Origin of the sequence: Mycobacteroides sp. H001, from assembly GCF_001440005.1 — a bacterium.
In the GTDB taxonomy this organism is placed as follows: Bacteria; Actinomycetota; Actinomycetes; order Mycobacteriales; family Mycobacteriaceae; genus Mycobacterium; species Mycobacterium gwanakae.
On the sequence record NZ_LJYH01000025.1, the window covers coordinates 299199 to 317552 of the forward strand.

An 18354-nucleotide genomic window follows, 5' to 3' on the forward strand; every position below is an offset into this window, starting at 1 on the left:
CTCTTGAATCCTGCTGCCCGAACATGATGTGGTCCTACGCACGCAGATAAGCTCGCCGGGTAGGCAGAGCTCCGCGCGGTCATGCAATCCGCAACGGTCGAGTGGCAGAGCAGACGCGTGCACTCGTGGGCGGCATCGTGGCTACGTCGAGACAGGTGGCCAAGAAGTCACGTGATCTCGGTCGTCGAGGTCCAAACGCCAGATGCGGCGGCTTGGCGGGCGAACTCCTCGAAGGAGCGTGGTTCGCGGTCGAGCAGTTGCTGGATTCCGTTGGAGGGCAGGGAGTAAGCGCTGGTTGCCCGCCCTCGTATCGCCATGTCTATGAGAGCCATCGAATCCTCTGTGAGTCCGCCCGCGCCGCTGCCCGATTGCAGGGCCTGCTGCAAGTCGATCCGGCGAGAAGTGATCTCGCGGCCGAGGGTACGACTAATGATCGCGATGGCTTCGCGCTCGGTGAGCGCGCGCGGGCCGGACAGCTCGTAGGTCATGCCGCCATGTCCTGGAGTGGTGAGCACGCGCACCGCCGCCTCCGCGATATCGGTGACATCGGTGAAGTCGATAGGGACCTCATCAGATACTGCGATGTAGTCGACATGCCCAGCGGCAATGCCCTCACGGACCGGGCTCAGCGCGAAGCTCTGACTGAACACGCTGGGACTCAACACTGTCCACTCCACATCCGACTGACGTACCGGGCGTTCCAGATCCACCATGAACTCGTTCACCGGTTCGGCTCGGGCGCTACGCCCGGCCAGCAACACCAGACGTTGCACACCCTGGGTGACCGCAACCTCAACGAACTCTTCCACCGCATCCGCAGCGAATCCGACCGGTGGGGACTGCTCGCCTTTGCGAACCCAGGCCGTGATCGGGGTCGCGATGTAGACGGCGCCAACGCCGTCGAGTACGCGCCGCCAGGTCGACTGGTCATACCACTGGAACGTCGGATGGCCCCGACGCGAACCCTCGCGCACCTCAACCCCGAGCTGGCGCAATCCCGCGGCGACCAACCTTCCGGTGTTGCCTGTCGCACCCGTGACCAATACCGGCAACATCGTTCCTCCTCTTGGTAACGCCGCTGGTAGCGGCCCTGAAGACAGGATTCAGCACGAAAAATGGACCCGCAAGTACGGTTTGACTACGCTCAAAAAATGCCCTCGGGTTTGACAGCGAAAGGCACAGCGACCAAGCAGCTGATCATTGCCGGCGCCGCCGAAGTTCTGATCGATCGCGGCGTCATCAACACCACCCTCGACGACATCTGCCGACACGCCGGGATCAGCAAGAGTCAGCTGTTTCACTACTTTCCTGACGGTAAGGAGGAACTGTTTACAGCGGTCTCTCATTTCCTGGCCACAGGTGTGCTCGACGCCGTCCGGGATCGGATCGACCCACTCCTGAGCTGGCATGCCTGGGCGGCCTGGCGCGACCAGTTGCTCGGCGAATACGACCGTCACGGCGCAGACTGCTCACTGACTGTGCTGATGAATCAACTGGCACCCACCACACCCGCCGCCACGGCGATAGCAGCCAAGCTCCTTAGCGAATGGCACGCGTTCATCCGGACCTGTATCGAGCAGATGCAAATGGCGGGCGACATCAGGCCCGACATCGACCCGGACCGTAGCGCCTCCTCGCTCCTGGCCGGCATCCACGGCGGCGTCGTCATGATGTTCACCACCGGCACCACAGACAATCTGGCCGCAGCCATCGACACCTCGATCGACTACCTCAAAAGCTGACGACGCACAGTGCAGTGACGACAACGCGCGGCCTCGCTGCGATCCAACCCAGGCTCTGTGGCCTGTGCACCCACGTGTCGTGCGCGCCACAAACCGTTGTACATCGACCGGTCTACTGAAAGGCTTTGGTGCCCATCACTAAACCGGGCAGTGTCAGCAAGAAGGAGAACACGAACTCACTATGGTCTCGATTCCGGTCTCAGCGAGGAACTTGTTCGCCCTCACTCTCGGCGACGGGGTGCGCCCACCCACACCGACCAGCCATGTCGCCCTGTTCGACGAGCCACATCGCCAGTTGCGCCGTTACGGCACTGACGATCCGCGTGAGTCCAGTGCTGTTCCAGTCCTATTGGTCCCGCCGCTGGCCGCGTCGGCGACATGCTACGACCTCGCACCGGGGCAGTCGCTGGTGGCACACCTGCTCGAGCAGGGACGCACACCGTACGTCGTTGACTACGGCGAGATCGGCTGGGCAGATAGGCATTTGGGTCTAGAGGCCTTCTTCGCCGATATCATTCCGCAGGCCATAGAGCGGGTACTCATCGATTCCGGGAAGGCACAGCTGGACCTGATTGGGTGGAGCCTGGGCGGCACCCTGAGCCTTTTAACCGCCTCAGCCGACCGCGGATTGCCGATCCGCTCGATCGTCGCCATCGGCACCCCGTTGGACTACGGAAAAATCCCGGGATATCCCGAGGCACGCCGAATCACCAAACGCACCAACGGCTATGCCGTCACCACGGTGTTACGAGCGCTCGGCGGTATTCCCGCACCAGTGGTACAGGCCGCCTACCGCGCCACCTCATGGGACCGAGAAATCAAGCGGCCCTGGTTCCTCCTGAACAATCTGGACAACACCGAAGCATTGGCCAAGGCCGAAGTGATCGACCGCTTCCAGGACGCCTTCCCCGGTTATCCAGGACGGGCCGTCTCGCAGATGTGGGGCCGATTCATCTATCACGATGAGATCGCCGCGGGCGTGGTCAACGTGGCCGGTTACACCCTGGATCTGACGGCTCTGACGTTGCCGATCCAGCTGTTCGGCAGCCACCGTGATGCCATCGCACCGTGGGAGTGTGTGCATCACGGCATGACGATGCTCAAGTCTGCGGACGTTCGGTTCACCACGGTGGAGGCGAGTCACCTCGGACTGGTGGCGCTGTCGGCTGGTGTCAATGAGACGTGGCCGGCTATCGATGAGTTCTTGGCCGAGCTGGACGGGCGCAAGTAAGTGGCTGATCTCGTCTGCCTGTACTTCTTCGGTGGTCCCGGCTGGGTTCGAACCAGCGACCCCTCGCGTGTGAGGCGAGTGCTCTTCCACTGAGCTACGAGACCGCATGTTGATCGTTGATGGCTGATCAACCGAGGTGAAAGGCTAGCACGAGACGCCGGAAACACCGCAGTCCGGCCGCCGACGGGCCGCGCACGCAAGGGATTTGTGAATAAACCTTCCGTTCGACTACTGTTTCAACTCGCACCGGGTGACGATCTCACCCGTTGCGCGCGGATGTAGCGCAGTTGGTAGCGCATCACCTTGCCAAGGTGAGGGTCGCGGGTTCGAATCCCGTCATCCGCTCGAAGGGGTAGACAGGCATCCCTAGCGGTGGAGTGGCCGAGTGGTGAGGCAACGGCCTGCAAAGCCGTGCACACGGGTTCGATTCCCGTCTCCACCTCCATAAAGACCCGCGCGATTAGCTCAGCGGGAGAGCGCTTCCCTGACACGGAAGAGGTCACTGGTTCAATCCCAGTATCGCGCACCACAGTTTTTCCGCAGGTCAAAAGACTGCACAAGCGCTCTTCCCACGCCTAGCCACGCTCGCGACTCAACAGACAGTTGAAGCACTTTCGCCGGGCCCAGCAGGTAGCTGTACACGTGAGTGATCAGATGTAAAAATGCGCACGTGACTGAGGATGCCTCTGTGGCACAGGCCCGCACACTCCTGGTATCGCTCTACGAGCATGTCAGCGAAGTGTCACAAAACATGGCCAAGACAGAGCACCTCATCCGACATACCCCGAAGCACAGCTCAACCCACCGGCATCACCACCGCCGGGCGGCCGCGATGCGCAGAGACCTCTATGAGGCCCACCGCCTCATAGACGGCATACATCACCGGTACCCCACTACGCGAGACGCGCGGTAGCCCCCTCGGCCGTCACAGCACTCGACGAACTCGCCGTCGCCAACTCCGCGCGGGCACGTCGTTCAACCAACAACGGCACAAACTCACGCACCCGGCAATCGACGAACTGTGCGTGCGCACCCTGCACCACAGCCGAGACGTGTTCGGCCGACAACCACGAGTACATCGCCATCAACCGCTGCTGGACCGCCGCCACTAATGCCTGCTCACTCATTCCAGACATGGCATAAGCGTGAGCCACCACACCTGGCCCGTCAACCGGTAGTTCAGATGCCCTTAACCACAGAGCGCGCGCCTCGTCGCTGAGTTGACCTGAGAACAGTTCGCCGTCAGGTGTTCATTTCTCATTGCATCGGGGTGAAGTAAGCATTCACTTTTTCACCCTATCGGTAGCTGAAACACAAAGAATCCAGCGATATTTGCGGCTTGACCATCTGTCTTTTCCGCACTAGAAATTGCTGGTGCAAGCGCTACGAGTGCAGCTGACTGGCCTGTTCATCGCGGGCGGGTTGTTGGCCGGGTGTGTGGTTCCCGGCGCCGCGAATGTGGGTCAAGGACACGTTGGTTCCGCCGCCGAGATCCTGCCCGATGATGCCCAGATGTCTTCGCTTTTGGCGCTCCGGCTCCATTCGGATGCGCGCGTCGAAAGGCTCGATCTCGCGGCAGCCAATGCCCACAGCGCGGATACCCGCACAAGTTCTGTCGAGTGCCTGGGTGTTGCCTCACCCAGTTGGGGCACCACATTCGCCGAAGCTCCGGTACGTCAGGCGATACAGCAGCAATGGTCCACACGCTGGAAAATCCGGGGAACTGGTTCGGGAACGACGATAGAGATCCAGATTATTGAGCTGGATTCTCCGGGCAGTGCCCGAATCTGGTTCACCAACCTGGAGACCAACTGGCGCCATTGCCAGGACACGCCGTTCACCACACAAGGCACCGGGACCGGCGCGGCAACCAATGTGGAAATCAAAAAAGTTGCGCAGGATCATATTTCATCAGATTTTGTGCATGCGATTGTCACCGATTCGACCGGACCGCAGCATCTGGCGCCACGCCAAACACAACGAGCTGCCATCCAGACATCGCAGTACATCATCGAGGTATCGGTACGCGGACGCACCGACGCCACGAGTGACAAAGCCCAATCCGTGGCCCGCCTGGTCAAGGCCAACGCCACCGCATAAGCCCCCTCCTGCGCTCGTTTTTGCCATCGCACACGGACCAATCGCGACACTCGCGACGTAAGGATCGTGTAAATCGAATAGTTCTGCGGGCACCAAATCCCCTTACTGTTCAGCGATTTCAGCAAGTTCACAGCGATTCTGTGAGCAGCGTCATAGATGCCGAATTCAACTGACAGTTCTACAGTTTCAACTGTCACAAGGACGTGTCGCTCCCGGGTATCAATTCCACTGCTCCTTCAGCCGCAGAGTGATTGGAGTCCGTCATGCAACGATGCACTGTCCCGAAAGTTCGTTTCCACAATGGTGTGGACATCCCGCAGCTCGGGCTCGGCGTCGCCGCAATCCCCGATGCCGAAGCGGAAACCATTGTCCGGCAAGCACTTGACACCGGATACCGACATATCGACACCGCCACCAGATATGGCAACGAGCGAGGAGTCGGTCTGGGCATCGCCCGCTCGGGCATACCCCGCGAAGACGTCTTCATCACCACGAAGTTGTGGGTAGACGACTTCTGTGATGTGGCGGGCGCTTTCGCGCGCAGCCTCGACATGCTCGGCACCGACTACGTGGATCTGTTCCTGATCCATTGGCCTGCACCGGATCACGGGCAGTATGTGACCGCCTGGCAGCAGATCGTGCAGCTCTATTTGTCCGGCGGCATCCGCGCCATCGGGGTATCCAATTTCGAGCCCGAGCACGTTCACGCCATCGTCGATGCGACCGGCGTACTACCGGTGATCAACCAGGTGGAGTTACACCCGTACTTCCAGCAGCGAAAGTTGCGGCAGTTCAACTCCGATCGGGAAATTGTCACCGAGGCCTGGAGCCCGCTGGCCCAGGGAATCGGCACCACCGAGGACTCCCCACTGGCTGCGCTGGCCGCAAAACACAACAAGACCCCCGCGCAACTCATCCTGCGTTGGCATATCGAATTGGGACATGTGGTGATTCCCAAGACCTGCTCGCCGAGCCGGCTGGCGGAGAATCTTCAGATCTTCGATTTCAGTTTGTCCCCAGAGGATCTCGATGTGTTCGTTCAGTTCGACAAACCCAACGGCCGGCTGGGGACACATCCCAACGAGGGATTCTCGGCGCACCATTCTGAGCGCAGTAGATGGCACCGGGAGCAGCTGGCCAGGCGCGCCGCCTAGCCGTTAGTCGTCACCGGTGGATCGGTCCTTCGGTGTCGCTCAGTGCCCGCCCTGATCCTCCCGAGGTTTCCGCAATGATTTGCGCTGCAATGGATATCGCGGTCTCCTCGGGTGTGCGGGCATTGAGGTCCAGGCCCAGCGGGCTGTGTAAGCGCCGCAACTGATCGTCGGTGACGCCTTCCTCCCGCAGGCGGGCCACCCGCTCGGTGTGGGTGCGGCGCGAGCCCAGCGCGCCGACGAATGCCACCGATGCTGTCGTCAGCGCCGCCGCCAGCATCGGCACATCGAACTTCGGGTCGTGGGTGAGCACGCACACCACGGTGCGCCCGTCGACGCGCCCGGCCGCCACCTCGGCGCGCAGGTATCGATGCGGCCAGTCGACCACCACCTCATGGGCGTGCGGGAACTGCGCCGCCGTCGCGAACACCTCACGCGCATCGACGACCGTAACCCGGTAACCCAGTTGGGTTCCCGTGTGGCTCAACGCCCGCACGAAGGCGTTGGCCCCTGCCAGGATCATCCGCGGCGGTGCTCCGAACGCCTGCACAAACACGCGTGGCCGCGCCGATTGATCGGGCTCACAGCGATCGGCACCCGCCACCGCGCTGCGCCCCGCCCGCACCAACGACGCGATGGTGCCGTCGATCTGCGACCACGGCGCCGATTCACCCGGCCGCACCAGAGCCCAATCAGGAACACCCGACAGTGTGCCCACCAACCCCACCGGCTCCCCCGCCTCGATCAGCGCACGCAACCGCTGCAACAGCGGCAGTTTGTCGGTGCCCACCCTCTCGGTGACGACTTCGATCTCACCGCCGCAGGTGAGTCCGGGAGCAATACCGTCGTCGACACCGAACCGCTCATTCACACACAGCCCCGTCGCAAGCACGTCCCGCGCGGTCTCGATGACCGCAGCCTCCACGCATCCACCGGACAGCGATCCGATGACCGCCGAATCGGCCGTCACCAGCATCGCCGCACCGGGCTCACGCGGAGCCGCACCGCTGACCTCCACGACGCGCGCCAGGGCGACAGCGCCACCGCCCTCGAGCAGGTCGATCAGATCACCGAGCACGTTCTTCATGAGGACGCTCCCGTACCGGATGCGTTGATGGCCTGCCACACGCGTGCCGCGTTCATCGGCAGGCGATGCATCCGAACCCCGACGGCGTCACGGATCGCGTTGGCCAGCGCGGGGGCCACCGGGTTGTACGGGGACTCACTCATCGACTTGGCTCCCAGCGGCCCCAACGCGTCATAGGTGTCGGCGAAGTAGACCTCGGTATCGGGCAAATCCACCAGTCGCGGAATGTGATAGTTGCGCAGTGCCGTGGTGCTGACAAAGCCGTCCTGCACCAGGATCTCTTCGTAGAGCGCAGAACCGATGGCCTGTGCCACACCGCCTTCCACCTGGCCGCGGCACTGCTGCGAGTTGATGACCACCCCCGCGTCGGCGGTCTGTATCGATTGCAGGATGCGCACGGTGCCCGTGCCCGGATGCACACCGACGCGGAATGCCTGGACGTTGAAGGCGACCGACCGGGGCGTGCCCTCATGGCGGCCCAGTGCGGCTAACGGCTCCGGTGCCGACCCCGCGATATCGGCCAGCCCCAGCAGCTCCTCGCCGGTTCGCACGCCGTCGGGTGCCAACACGCACCGTGATTCCGGCACCGCCAGCTTCGCCGCGGCAAACCGGATGATCTTGTCGCGCAACAGCTCTGCCGCACGGTGCACGGCCAGACCAGCGACGGTGGTGCCGGCCGAGCCGAACGCACCGGTGTCGTGGCCCACCCCGTCGGTGTCGGCCTGGTGAATGTCGACCTGGCCCGGTGCGCATCCCAGTACCGCAGCCGCGAGCTGCGCGTGCACAGTGGTGGTGCCGTTGCCGAACTCGGCGGAGCCCACGGTAATCCGATAACGCCCTTGCTCGTCCAGCTCGGCGCGCGCATCGGCCACATGCCCACGCGGCGGCACGGTCGCGATCATGGCGATCGCCATGCCCTCCCCTACCTTCCACTCCGCAGACAGGGCCGACCCGTTATGGGCCGGATCGGCACCGCCTCGAGCCAGCGCGTCCTGCGCGAGGTCCAGACACTGGTCCAGCCCGTAGCTGCCGAACTCCAGGTCGTCTTCCTCGACCTCCCAGCTGACAAACGGGTCTCCCGGGACGATGGCATTGCGGCGCCGGAACTCGAACGGGTCGATGCCGAGTTCACGTGCCAGCTCATCAAGGGCCGATTCGATACCGAACAGCACCTGCCCCAGCCCATAGCCACGGAACGCACCGGACGGAATGTTGTTGGTGTACACGGCCTGCGCGTCGACACGTTTATTGGCACAGCGGTATTGGGCCATCGACTCGTTACAGCCATGGAACATCACCCCGACGCTGTGGTTGCCGTAGGCCCCGGCATCGGAGAGCACGTCGACGGCCAGGGCGGTCAGCACCCCGTCGGGTCCGGCCGCAGCGGTCACGTTCACCCGCATGGGGTGACGGCACGGCGCGATGGTGAATTGGTCGGTGCGGCTGAACTCATAGACCGCGGGCGCCCCGGTGACACGCACCGCCAGTAGCACCAAGTCCTCGGTAAGCATCTCCTGTTTGGCGCCGAACCCGCCGCCGACGCGTGGTGCGAACACCCGAACCTGTTCGCGTGCAAGGCCGAAAACATGACACAGCTCGTCGCGCACCAGGAACGGGACCTGACTGCTGGTGCGCAGCACATAGCGCCCGCGCTCGTCCTGCCAGCCCACCGCGCCGTGGGTTTCCAGGTGCACGTGCTGCACCCGCGCCGTCTGCCAGCTGCCGCTGACCACCGCCCCTGATTCCCTGGCCCGGGTCACCGCAGCCTCGACATCACCGACCTCACCGTGCACCTCGGCGACCAGATTGCGTGCGGGATCGGCGATCCTGGCGCCAGGCCCCTTATCCCCATGCACCATGTGTGCACCGGGCTGCTGCGCGAGCTCCGGATCGAAGATCGCCGGCAGTACCTCGTACTCGATGTCGATGTGCTCGAGCGCCCGGTGCGCGATGGTCGGCGAGTCCGCCACCACCGCGGCGACGCGCTGTCCCGCGAACCGCAGTACACGGTCGAAAATCAGTGTGTCGTCGGGGTCGTCGGTGCGCTCGTGATGGCGTGCGGTGGAGAACGGCACACCTGGGTCGTCGCGATAACACAGCACCGCGCGCACTCCCGGCACGTCGCGGGCCTTCCGGGTGTCGATCCGGGTGATACGGGCCGACGGGTGCGGGCTGCCCAGCACCGCGATATGTCCTACCCCGGCAGGCAGCTGGTCCATGGTGTACGGCTCGGTGCCGGTCACCACCTTCGCCGCTGCAGGGGCACTGACGACCCCTTGCGGGGGCGCCGCACCGCAGATCGCGGCGCGAATAGGCCGGTAACCGGTGCACCGGCACAGGTTGCCTTTCAACGCATTTCCCAGGTCTTCGGTCTGATCCTCGGTGAGTGTGGCCGCCGTCAACACCATTCCGGCGGTGCAGAATCCGCATTGGAATCCGGCATGGCCGATGAAGCCGTGCTGCATGGGATGCAGGCCCTGCTCGTCCCCGAGGCCACGCACGGTGAGGATCTCGGCATCGGTGACGCGATGTGCGGGCACGATGCACGAGTGTTGCGATGCCCCGTCCACCAGCACCGTGCAGGCACCGCAATCACCTGCGTCGCAACCCTTTTTGACCTCGGTGTGGCCGTGCTCGCGCAGGAAGGTGCGCAGGCACTGCCCGGGTCGGGGGCTGCTGTCGATGATGTGACCGTTGACCTTCACGCGCGGCCTCCGGTCAGCTCGTCAGCGACCTCGCGGGCCAGTTGGGAGGTGACCGCACGCCGCCAGTCGGCGGTGCCGTGAGCATCGGTATGGAACTGCGCGCCCGGGATGGCCGCCGCGGCCCGCGCGACACGTTCCGGTTCAGCGGGAACCCGCAGCACGATTGGCCTACGCGTTGCGGCCGAGACCCCGAGCACGATGTCGCGGCCGTCCAGGCGCCCGGTCACCAATGCACCGGAGCGCCCCAGCGCCGAGTACGCGACCTTGCGCAATGCTGTCGGTTGCGTGAGCGCCGCGGCGGGAAAGATGATGGCACGCAACACATCACCGGGACGCAATACTGTCGTGTTGATATCGGTCACGAAGTCGGTAACGGCGCAGCGTTCGTCGGTTCCGTCGCCGCGCCAGATGAGTAGCTCGGCATCCAGGGCAGCGCACAGCGAGATCATCGCCCCTGCGGGCAGGGCCAGGCAGATGTTGCCTCCGACCGTCGCGGCGCGCCAGATCTTGAAGGAGGCCAGCAGGGCACGCGCGCACTGCCCGAAAAGGACGGTGGCCTGCCATTCGGGTGGATATGAGGCAGTGATCAGTCGTTCGATGCTGCAGGTAGCCGCGACCTGCAGGCCCTCTTCGGTCACCACCAGGTCCGGCCAGCGCATACCGGCGAGGTCGACCAAACGCCGTAACCCCGGCTGAGGCTGACTCATCAGCCACGTGCCGCCCGCCAGCACGCCGTCCTGCGTCCCGAGACCGCCCAGATCAGCGCGGTCCCGCGGAATCAGCACCGAGTCGATGGTGTGCAAGTCCATCAGCGCACCCTGCCCATCAATCCATGATGCTCCGCCTGCACCGCGGCCGCGATCCGATCGGTGTCCACCGTCAGCATCTGCCCGTCCCTGACGACGGACCGGCCGCCCACCCACGAACATTTCACGGGCGGTACCTCACCCAGCACCAATGCGGCCACCGGATCATCGATTCCGCGGTGCCCCAGCGTGCGCAGGTCCCACAACACCAAGTCGGCGTACTTACCGACCTCTATAGAGCCGATCTCGTCGGCACGACCAAGGAGGCGGGCCCCTCCCAACGTCGCCAGCTCCAGCGCGGTGCGCGTGCTCAGCGCCGTGGGCCCTCCGACCGCGCGGGCGAACAGCAGCGCCTGGTGCGCCTCCTCCAGCATCCGCCCCGACTCATTGGATGCAGCGCCGTCCACGCCCAGACCCACCGGCACCCCGGCCGCCAGCAGCTCCCGGGTACGGGCGATACCGGCGCCCAGGCGCCCGTTGGAAGTCGGGCAGTGCGCGATTCCGGTTCCCGTGCCGGCCAGCCGGGCGATGGCCGCGTCGTCGAAGTGAATACCGTGCGCGAACCACACATCGGGTCCCAGCCAGCCCAGCTCGTCCATGTAATCCAGGGGGCTGCAGCCAAACCGCTGGGTGCAGTAGTCGGTCTCGTCCTGGGTCTCGGCCAGGTGAGTGTGCATCCGGACACCGCGCTCGCGGGCCAACACCGCCGTCTGCCGCAACAGCTCGGTTGTCACCGAGAACGGCGAGCAGGGGGCCAGCCCGATGCGCACCATCGATCCGGGTGCCGGGTCATGCCAGCGTTCGACGGCCGCGGCGCTGGCCTCCAGGGCGGTGTCGATCGACTCCACCAGATCATCGGGTGGCAGGCCGCCGGCCGACTGCCCCAGGTCCATCGACCCGCGTGTCGGGTCGAACCGCAGGCCGACCTCCCGCGCCGCCTCGATCTCGGCTTCCAGCAGATCACCTGCGCCCGAAGGGAAGACGTAGTGGTGATCGGTGGTGGTGGTACATCCCGACAACGCCAGCCAACTCAACGCACCCTGCGCCGCCACATGCAGACCATCGGCGTCGATGCCCGCCCACACCGGATACAGGGCGCTAAGCCATTGGAAGAGTGTGTGATCGGCGGCAAGCCCGCGGGTGATCCACTGATAAAGGTGGTGGTGTGTATTGACCAGCCCGGGTGTGAGCAGACAGCCACGGCCATCCACATGTTCGATGCCCGGCAGCGCCTGCCAGGGGTTCAGCTGACCGGTGTCCAGTATCGCGGCGATCAGATTGCCGTCGATGACCACAGTCGCGCTGTCGAGCTCACGACCGTCGCGATCCACGGTGGCCACGAATACATTCTCGATCAACGTAATTGGACTCATCGGTGCGACCTGCCGGTAACCCTTGGGCTGCGGACCTGACGTGCGATGTGCACTATAGTGCGATGGACCCGATTGCCGCCACCGTCTACCGCGGGCATATCTTCCACATCGCGGGCTCCCCCGGTGTCGCCGATGCCGCTACGCACCTGCAGTCGATCCCCGATGGCGTGCTGGCGGTCGAATCCGACGGTGTGATCGCCTACTGCGGCACCTATACCGAACTGCCGCAGGCATACTCCGCGTGGCCGGTGCGCGATCATCGCCCCGGTTTCCTGCTCCCGGGCTTCGTCGACACCCACATGCACTTCCCGCAGACCTACTGCACCGATTCTTATGGCGGCGGCCAACTGCTGGAGTGGCTGCAGCGCTGCATCTTTCCGGCAGAGGCCCGTTTGGCCGATCCGGTGCTCGCCCAGCACACCGCCGAAAGCTTTTGCCGGCGCCGCATCGCCGTCGGCACCACGGCCGCGATGGTGATGGGCTCGGCCTTCCCCGACGCGCAGGCCGCCTTGTTCACGGCCACACGTACCGCGGGCCTGCGGATGGTCAGCGGACGGGGCGTGCAGACCACCGGGCCCGACAGCGCCGCGCCGCTGCTCACCACCACCGAGCGCGCAATCCAGCTCTGTGCCGACGAAATCGAGCGCTGGCATGGCGGCCCGCTCACCGACGTGGCACTGGTGCCCCGGTTCTCGCTGTCTGTCATGCCCGATACCCTCGCGGCGCTTGGTGAGCTGTACGACGGGGTGCGCGGCAGCGGCGTCTACTTCCATTCTCACCTCAACGAGAACGCCCGGCCCGGCACCGGCGAGGTGGACGTCACTCTCTCCACGTTCGGGGTGCGCAGCTATCTGGATACCTATGACGGTCATTTCCTGCCCGGCTCTCGCAAGGGCGGCTCAACCCTGTTAGGCCGCAGGAGCATCCTGGCGCACGCGGTGCATTGCCAGGATGCCGAACTGGCACGCATGGCCGAAACCGGTTCCTCCATAGCGCATTGCCCTACCTCACAACTGTTCCTGGGCTCCGGGACCATGCCGTGGCGCCGGACCGTCGAGAGCGGAGTCACCATCGCTCTGGGCACCGATGTGGGCGGCGGCGATGAATGGCTGATGACGCGTGTACTGAACGACTGCTTCAAAGTCCATATGTCCGAACCGGCGTCGGCCGCGGTGTCCCTGCATCCCGCCGAGCTGTTGTTCACCGCCACCCTTGCCGGGGCCCGCGCGCTGGATCGCGAGGAAACGTTTGGCAACTTGGACGAAGGCAAGGACGCGGACTTCCTGATCATCGATCCACACCGATGGGAACCGTTGGCCGACACCCTCTTCCGTGGCGTCCGGTCTGACGATGAGCGGTTGGCCACCGAACAGCTGCTGTTCCGGCTGCTGATGGGGCTACGCGAACCAGCCATCAGCTCGGTGCGGGTGCGTGGGCGCGATATCACCGGCTACCTCGACCGCGGCTGCTAAACCAGCCAGGCCAGATGCGGGTCCCAGGCCGGCCCGGCCTCAGGAGCGTCGTCGCGGGCCACGATGGCCTGGATGAGCCCGTACGGACGGTCGTCTGCGTGGAAAACCTCGTTGGGGTTCTCCAGCCCGAACGGTGACAGGTCGTACACGAAGTGGTGCTTGTTAGGCGCCGAGAGCCGAACCTCGGCGATCAGCGGATACGCCTCCAGGATCGCCTTGCCGATCTCGTACAGCGTCTGCTGCAGGGCTAGCGAATGCACGGTGGCGAAGCGCTCCAGAATGATCCGCTTGACCCCCAGATACGTCTCATCCCAGTCGATATCGGTACCGACAAAGCGCCATTTGGCCACCAGCGAGGTGGCCATCACCCGGTCACTGGTGGGCTGCAGGATCGTGTACTTGTCCTCGAGGAAATCGTGAAACTCCGAACCCGTCGACTTCAGCACGACCAGGTCTTTGAGACCACCGATCACCCAACTCCGCTGCGCCGCACCCACACCGTCAACGGTGATCTCCGCGGTACGCACCTCCTGCCCCTTGCGAACCCAACTGTGGTCATGCTCGCGCCCGTCGACAACGACTCTCTCCCAGGAATATTCGTCGATCTCGATCCGCGCACCGGTCACCGGTTCGTACTCGTCCACAAAGTGATGCGCCAAGTCCAGGCCGTATCGCTCGATGGTCTCTATGCCCTTCTCCTTGGCGTAGGCATAGATGGTCTGCTTCTGGCTGTCGGTGGGCAGCACCTTGCGCTGATCGCCGTCTGTGTAGGCGGCGGCGAAATCCCCACGCAGCGCGCTGCCAACGTTGAGGTCCTTGATCTCATGACGCGGGCTGTCGCGATAGATCCTGACTACCCGATTCTCGGCCTTGCCGTACTGATTGCCTCCGAGGACGATTGCCACTGGTGCGTTTCCTTTCTCAGCTGCCGCGATAGGTGGAGTAGGCGTACGGGCTCAGCAGCAACGGGACATGCAGATGCCCACCACCGTCCGCCTGGAAACTGATGATCACTTCCGGGTAGAAACCCTCGATCCCGTTGTCGGTGAACCAGGTGCCGGTGTCGAAGACCAGCCGGTACCGCCCAGCGGCCAGCGCCTCACCAGTAAGGTCAGCGATCCTGCCGTCGGAATCTGTTGTACGGCTGGCAAGCTCGGTGCCCGTGCCGTCCAGAAGCGTCACCGGCACGCCCCGCGCCGGTCGCCCAGATACCGCGTCCAGCACATGGGTACTCAAACCCGTCACAATCCACCTTCCGTCTCGATGTCATCGGCATGCCTGCCCGCCGGACCCAGCATCCGCTCCAGGCGGCTGCGATTGATCTTTCCCAATTCCATTCTCATCACCCGGCGCTCGTGCTGCGGGTCGTTCTTGAGCCGCTCCTGAAGAATCGCCAGTAGCTCCTCGGCGGGCCTACCATTCGCAAAGACCAGGTACACGTAGCCGAACCGCTCCTCATACTCGGCATTGCATTCCCGTAGACGCTCCAGTACCGCGGCGTCGGCACCGGTGACCCCCGACTGCTCGCGGCGCGACGCCGCGTTATCGGCCCGCTCCCCGATCCGTGGGTGCCCGTCGAGTGCCTCGTCCACATCCGCGTCGGTCAGCTCGGCCAAAATCAGATCTGCCCGGTGGTACAGCGCGTCCTCATCGCGGAATGGCCGGCCTGCAGCGACCCGCACTGCCCATATCCGCGACGCGCAGCACTCGTAGAGCCAGTGGATCGCCTGGCCGTCGCTGAGCTCGTTGAAACTCTCGATCCCCCGCCAATCAACGCGCCGCATGGAAGTCCTCGAAGCGCCCGAAGCGGGCCGTCGTGATGGGGTTGGCGTCGGCCACCAGATCATCGAACCGGTAGTTGGCGATCTTGGCGATCTCGATAAGGGCGAACGACCGCTCGCTGGTCGTGGAGTTCTCCATGCGGCTCCACCCATTGCGCAGCACCCGCTCATAGCGCTCGGTCTCGCGCGCGCAGATCACCAGCGGAAAACCGAAATGCTCGCGATAGGCGTTGGCCAGGCTCACCACGTTGTTCAACTCGCCCTCGTCGAGAGTCTGCAAAATGGTGTGGTCGACGGCCGTCATCTCTCCAGCTTCGTCCTCGGCGCCCAAATCGGGGAACGATCTGATCAGTTCGAGCTGTTCCTCGTCACTACCGGTGAGCATCGCCTCCTGGAAAGCGCTGCGTAGATCGTGTGCGTCGGCGAAGGGACGCTGGCGGTAGGCACGATCGACAACCCAGTGCACGTCTTGGACAAGTGCGCCGAAGGTGCGACGGAACTCTTCCAACGTCATCTCGTTGACCTGTGCGAGCCGGATGGCGCCGCCGCCCGCGACCGCAATACCCCGGCTGCCGGTGTGGAAGAACAACAGATTCAAGGCGATCGCGGTGATAGCGCCCATGGTGATACCGGTGCTGAACGGGATCTGCAGCAGGCCCGGCACGGCCTGATCGATTCCCGGCAATGCGGGAACCTGAACTTCACGTCCGTGATCCAGCACGGTCGACGGGCCCGATGATTGGGAGAACTGTACGTACATCCCCATGGCCAGTGAGGTACTGGCGATGATCAGGTTGCGGTGGTCGTTGAAGTCGACCTTGCCGAGTGTCTGGATGCCGACCACAGCCACCGTCGCGAACAGTGTCATCGCGGCCCCGCCCAGCACCGGGGCGGGGATGGACTCCACGACCTTGGCGGTCTTGGGCAGCACGCCCAACACCATCATGATCACCCCGGCGGCCGCTACTACCCAACGACTCTTGACCCCGGTCAGGCGCACCAGACCGACATTCTCCGAGAACGCCGTGTACGGGAATGAGTTGAAGGTGCCGCCGATCATGGTGGCGATGCCGTCCGCACGCACGGTGGCGGCGATATCCGCCCCGCGCACCCGCTTGCCGACGATCTCGGCGGTCGCGAAGACCGCCCCGGTGGATTCGACGGCCGTCACCATCAGCACCACGATCAGAGACACCACCGCGATGACGTCGAAACGCGGTGCGCCGAAAGCAAATGGCGAGGTGAATCCGATCCAGCCCGCCTCGCCCACCCGGGTGAAATCGGTGTCACCGGCGAGCCAGGCAATGGCGGTACCGGCGATCAACCCGAGCAACACCGCGATGGTGCTCCAGAAGCCACGAAAGAACCTCTGCATCAACACGATCAGCACGATGGTGCCCACCGCGTACATCAGCCAGCGCCCGTTGCCGGGATCGTGCGCGGCCACCGGGCTGTGCGGGTTGCGGACAGCGTCGCCGATGCCCACCGGTAACAGCGATACCCCGATGATCGTGATGACCGAGCCGGTCACGATGGGCGGGAAGAAGCGGATGAGGCGGGCGAAGAACGGGGCGATGAGGAAGGTGAACGCACCTGCGGCAATGACGGCGCCGTAGACGGTGAGCAGCCCGACCCGGCCGCCGCCATGGTCATTGGCGATCTTGATCACCGGGGCCAGGGTGGCGAAGGTGACCCCTTGCAGCAGCGGCAGGCGCACACCGATCTTCCAGAACCCGACCGCCTGCAAAATGGAGGCGATACCGCACGTGAACAGGTCAGCGGTGATCAGCATGGTCAGCGCCTCGGCGTCCAGGTCGATGGCGCGCGCGATGAGCAGCGGCACCAGCACCGCGCCGGCATAGAACGCGATCACATGCTGAATGCCCAGCGTGACGAGCTTGCCCGCGGACGGCACCTCATCGACGGGATGGACTCTCCTCATCGCGGAACCTCCCTGGTCTCGGTGCGTACCCGCCGGCCGCGCAAGCGACGCTAGGGCCAGCGTGTTGCGGCCAGGTTGCCGGGTGTCTATATTTTGCCGACCGGTCAATCCGCTAAGTATCGACGATCACATCCAATTGCCCTGCGGCAGAGACTATCGCCGACTCCAAGCGGTCGTGGTGCGTGCTCGCCACCGCGAGCAGGGCCTCGGTATCGCGCCTTGCCACCGCTGTGATCATCGCCTCATGGTCGGCATGCAGCTGCAGTTGATCCGACGCCGATACCGTCCGCATCACCTGAAACGGCTCCGTCAGATTCCAGGTGGCCTCGAACATGTGCAACAGGCGATGCATACCACAAGGGGTCACCAGGGCGCGGTGAAAACGTCGGGAGTGCAGGTGAAAGGCCCGTGCATCACCCTCGACGGTCGCCTGTTGCAGCAGCTCGTGTTCCGCCAGCGCTCGATCCAGGTCCTCCGAGGTTGCCAGCGCTGCGGCCTGTGCCAGCGCGGCACGCTCGAGAACGCCTCGGGTGAAATAGATCTCACGAAGTTCCGGCAGCGTGAGCTGAGCCACCCGGTATCCGCCATTGGCCCGATGATTGACAAGTCCTTCGGCGACAAGGGTCTTGAGTGCTTCCCGCACCGGGATCGGGCTGATCTGGTACGTGTCGGCCACCTCGTTGATGGGGATCATCGAGCCCGGCGGCGCCGCACCGTCCAGGATGGCCCGCCGCAGCCCGTCGAGCACGCTCGTCTGGTCATGCCCGGACCGGTTGGCACGCAGCTCGTTGATCAGCCTCCGGTAGCGGAACGTACGTGACATTCGCCCTCCATCGCCGTCGCCTCACACCCGATCTTCCCAGCGCTCGCGCCGGGCCGCCATCGCTGGCGACACAGAGTTAACGCGAACGTTTCATGACGCGGTGCACTGTGACAACGCCACACCCCGCACCCTACGCGGGCG

The 18354-nt window shown here is 64.3% G+C and carries 16 protein-coding genes and 4 tRNA genes; 8 read left to right on the forward strand and 12 right to left on the reverse strand.

All coding sequences use genetic code 11. From position 1 onward, the window contains the following. Positions 1 to 167: 167 nt before the first annotated feature. Positions 168 to 1055 carry a hypothetical protein gene (locus tag AOT83_RS10450; RefSeq protein WP_057966009.1) on the reverse strand — a complete coding sequence of 296 codons (888 nt, stop codon included), beginning with the start codon at positions 1053 to 1055 and terminating at the stop codon, positions 168 to 170. 96 nt (positions 1056 to 1151) lie between these two features. Between AOT83_RS10450 and AOT83_RS10455 the strand changes: the two genes are divergently transcribed. Together AOT83_RS10455 and AOT83_RS10460 are read left to right on the forward strand one after the other, a co-directional pair. Continuing rightward, positions 1152 to 1742: a TetR/AcrR family transcriptional regulator gene (locus AOT83_RS10455; protein ID WP_030093651.1), complete on the forward strand. Its 591-nt coding sequence runs from the start codon at positions 1152 to 1154 to the stop codon at positions 1740 to 1742. Between the two features lie 181 nt (positions 1743 to 1923). After that, entirely contained in the window at positions 1924 to 2973 is a 1050-nt protein-coding gene (locus AOT83_RS10460; protein WP_057966010.1) for an alpha/beta fold hydrolase, read from the forward strand. 32 nt (positions 2974 to 3005) lie between these two features. Here AOT83_RS10460 and AOT83_RS10465 read toward each other — a convergent pair. Further along, positions 3006 to 3077 (reverse strand) — tRNA-Val (locus tag AOT83_RS10465). A gap of 168 nt (positions 3078 to 3245) precedes the next feature. On the opposite strand from AOT83_RS10465, the gene AOT83_RS10470 reads away from it, so the two are divergent. From AOT83_RS10470 to AOT83_RS10480, 3 genes are all read left to right on the forward strand, one after another. Further along, positions 3246 to 3318: transfer RNA gene (locus AOT83_RS10470), tRNA-Gly, on the forward strand. 26 nt (positions 3319 to 3344) lie between these two features. After that, positions 3345 to 3418, forward strand: a tRNA-Cys gene (locus AOT83_RS10475). Between the two features lie 9 nt (positions 3419 to 3427). After that, a tRNA-Val gene (locus tag AOT83_RS10480) sits at positions 3428 to 3502 on the forward strand. A gap of 364 nt (positions 3503 to 3866) precedes the next feature. Here AOT83_RS10480 and AOT83_RS10490 read toward each other — a convergent pair. After that, on the reverse strand, positions 3867 to 4109 hold the full coding sequence (locus tag AOT83_RS10490; protein ID WP_057966051.1) for a hypothetical protein: 243 nt from the start codon (positions 4107 to 4109) through the stop codon (positions 3867 to 3869). 238 nt (positions 4110 to 4347) lie between these two features. Here AOT83_RS10490 and AOT83_RS10495 point away from each other — a divergent pair, with 238 nt between their 5' ends. Both AOT83_RS10495 and AOT83_RS10500 read left to right on the forward strand, forming a co-directional pair. Further along, complete coding sequence (locus AOT83_RS10495) at positions 4348 to 5073, forward strand: sensor domain-containing protein (protein WP_131726958.1); 726 nt, start codon at positions 4348 to 4350, stop codon at positions 5071 to 5073. A gap of 263 nt (positions 5074 to 5336) precedes the next feature. Next, positions 5337 to 6227, forward strand: a complete 891-nt coding sequence (locus tag AOT83_RS10500) for an aldo/keto reductase (RefSeq protein ID WP_030093709.1) — start codon at positions 5337 to 5339, stop codon at positions 6225 to 6227. 10 nt (positions 6228 to 6237) lie between these two features. Here AOT83_RS10500 and AOT83_RS10505 read toward each other — a convergent pair whose 3' ends face one another. The 4 genes from AOT83_RS10505 to AOT83_RS10520 are packed head-to-tail and all read right to left on the reverse strand — an operon-like array spanning position 6238 to position 12180. Then, complete coding sequence (locus AOT83_RS10505) at positions 6238 to 7311, reverse strand: XdhC/CoxI family protein (RefSeq protein WP_057966013.1); 1074 nt, start codon at positions 7309 to 7311, stop codon at positions 6238 to 6240. After that, on the reverse strand, positions 7308 to 10016 hold the full coding sequence (locus AOT83_RS10510) for a molybdopterin cofactor-binding domain-containing protein (RefSeq protein WP_057966014.1): 2709 nt from the start codon (positions 10014 to 10016) through the stop codon (positions 7308 to 7310). The genes AOT83_RS10505 and AOT83_RS10510 overlap by 4 nt, the downstream gene beginning before the upstream one ends. Further along, positions 10013 to 10825, reverse strand: coding sequence for an FAD binding domain-containing protein (locus AOT83_RS10515; protein ID WP_030093712.1), 813 nt, complete (start codon positions 10823 to 10825; stop codon positions 10013 to 10015). Before AOT83_RS10515 ends, AOT83_RS10510 begins: the two co-directional genes overlap by 4 nt. After that, the gene (locus AOT83_RS10520) at positions 10825 to 12180 is read right to left on the reverse strand and encodes an 8-oxoguanine deaminase (protein ID WP_234797660.1); all 1356 of its coding nucleotides are present in this window, start codon (positions 12178 to 12180) and stop codon (positions 10825 to 10827) included. The genes AOT83_RS10515 and AOT83_RS10520 overlap by 1 nt, the downstream gene beginning before the upstream one ends. Positions 12181 to 12257: 77 nt before the next feature. Between AOT83_RS10520 and AOT83_RS10525 the strand changes: the two genes are divergently transcribed. Continuing rightward, positions 12258 to 13667, forward strand: coding sequence for an amidohydrolase family protein (locus tag AOT83_RS10525; RefSeq protein ID WP_057966016.1), 1410 nt, complete (start codon positions 12258 to 12260; stop codon positions 13665 to 13667). Here AOT83_RS10525 and pucL read toward each other — a convergent pair. The 5 genes from pucL to AOT83_RS10550 all read right to left on the reverse strand — a co-directional run bounded on the left by pucL (position 13664) and on the right by AOT83_RS10550 (position 18213). Continuing rightward, complete coding sequence (gene pucL, locus AOT83_RS10530) at positions 13664 to 14572, reverse strand: factor-independent urate hydroxylase (protein ID WP_057966017.1); 909 nt, start codon at positions 14570 to 14572, stop codon at positions 13664 to 13666. The two genes, AOT83_RS10525 and pucL, sit on opposite strands and share 4 nt — an antisense overlap. A gap of 16 nt (positions 14573 to 14588) precedes the next feature. Next, a complete protein-coding gene (uraH, locus tag AOT83_RS10535; RefSeq protein ID WP_030093716.1) occupies positions 14589 to 14912 on the reverse strand; it encodes a hydroxyisourate hydrolase in 324 nt (107 codons plus the stop codon). Further along, positions 14909 to 15451: a 2-oxo-4-hydroxy-4-carboxy-5-ureidoimidazoline decarboxylase gene (gene uraD, locus AOT83_RS10540; protein ID WP_030093717.1), complete on the reverse strand. Its 543-nt coding sequence runs from the start codon at positions 15449 to 15451 to the stop codon at positions 14909 to 14911. Before uraD ends, uraH begins: the two co-directional genes overlap by 4 nt. Beyond that, positions 15438 to 17390, reverse strand: coding sequence for a solute carrier family 23 protein (locus tag AOT83_RS10545; protein ID WP_044103953.1), 1953 nt, complete (start codon positions 17388 to 17390; stop codon positions 15438 to 15440). Before AOT83_RS10545 ends, uraD begins: the two co-directional genes overlap by 14 nt. Before the next feature lie 112 nt (positions 17391 to 17502). After that, positions 17503 to 18213: a GntR family transcriptional regulator gene (locus tag AOT83_RS10550; protein WP_030093719.1), complete on the reverse strand. Its 711-nt coding sequence runs from the start codon at positions 18211 to 18213 to the stop codon at positions 17503 to 17505. Positions 18214 to 18354 lie beyond the last annotated feature (141 nt).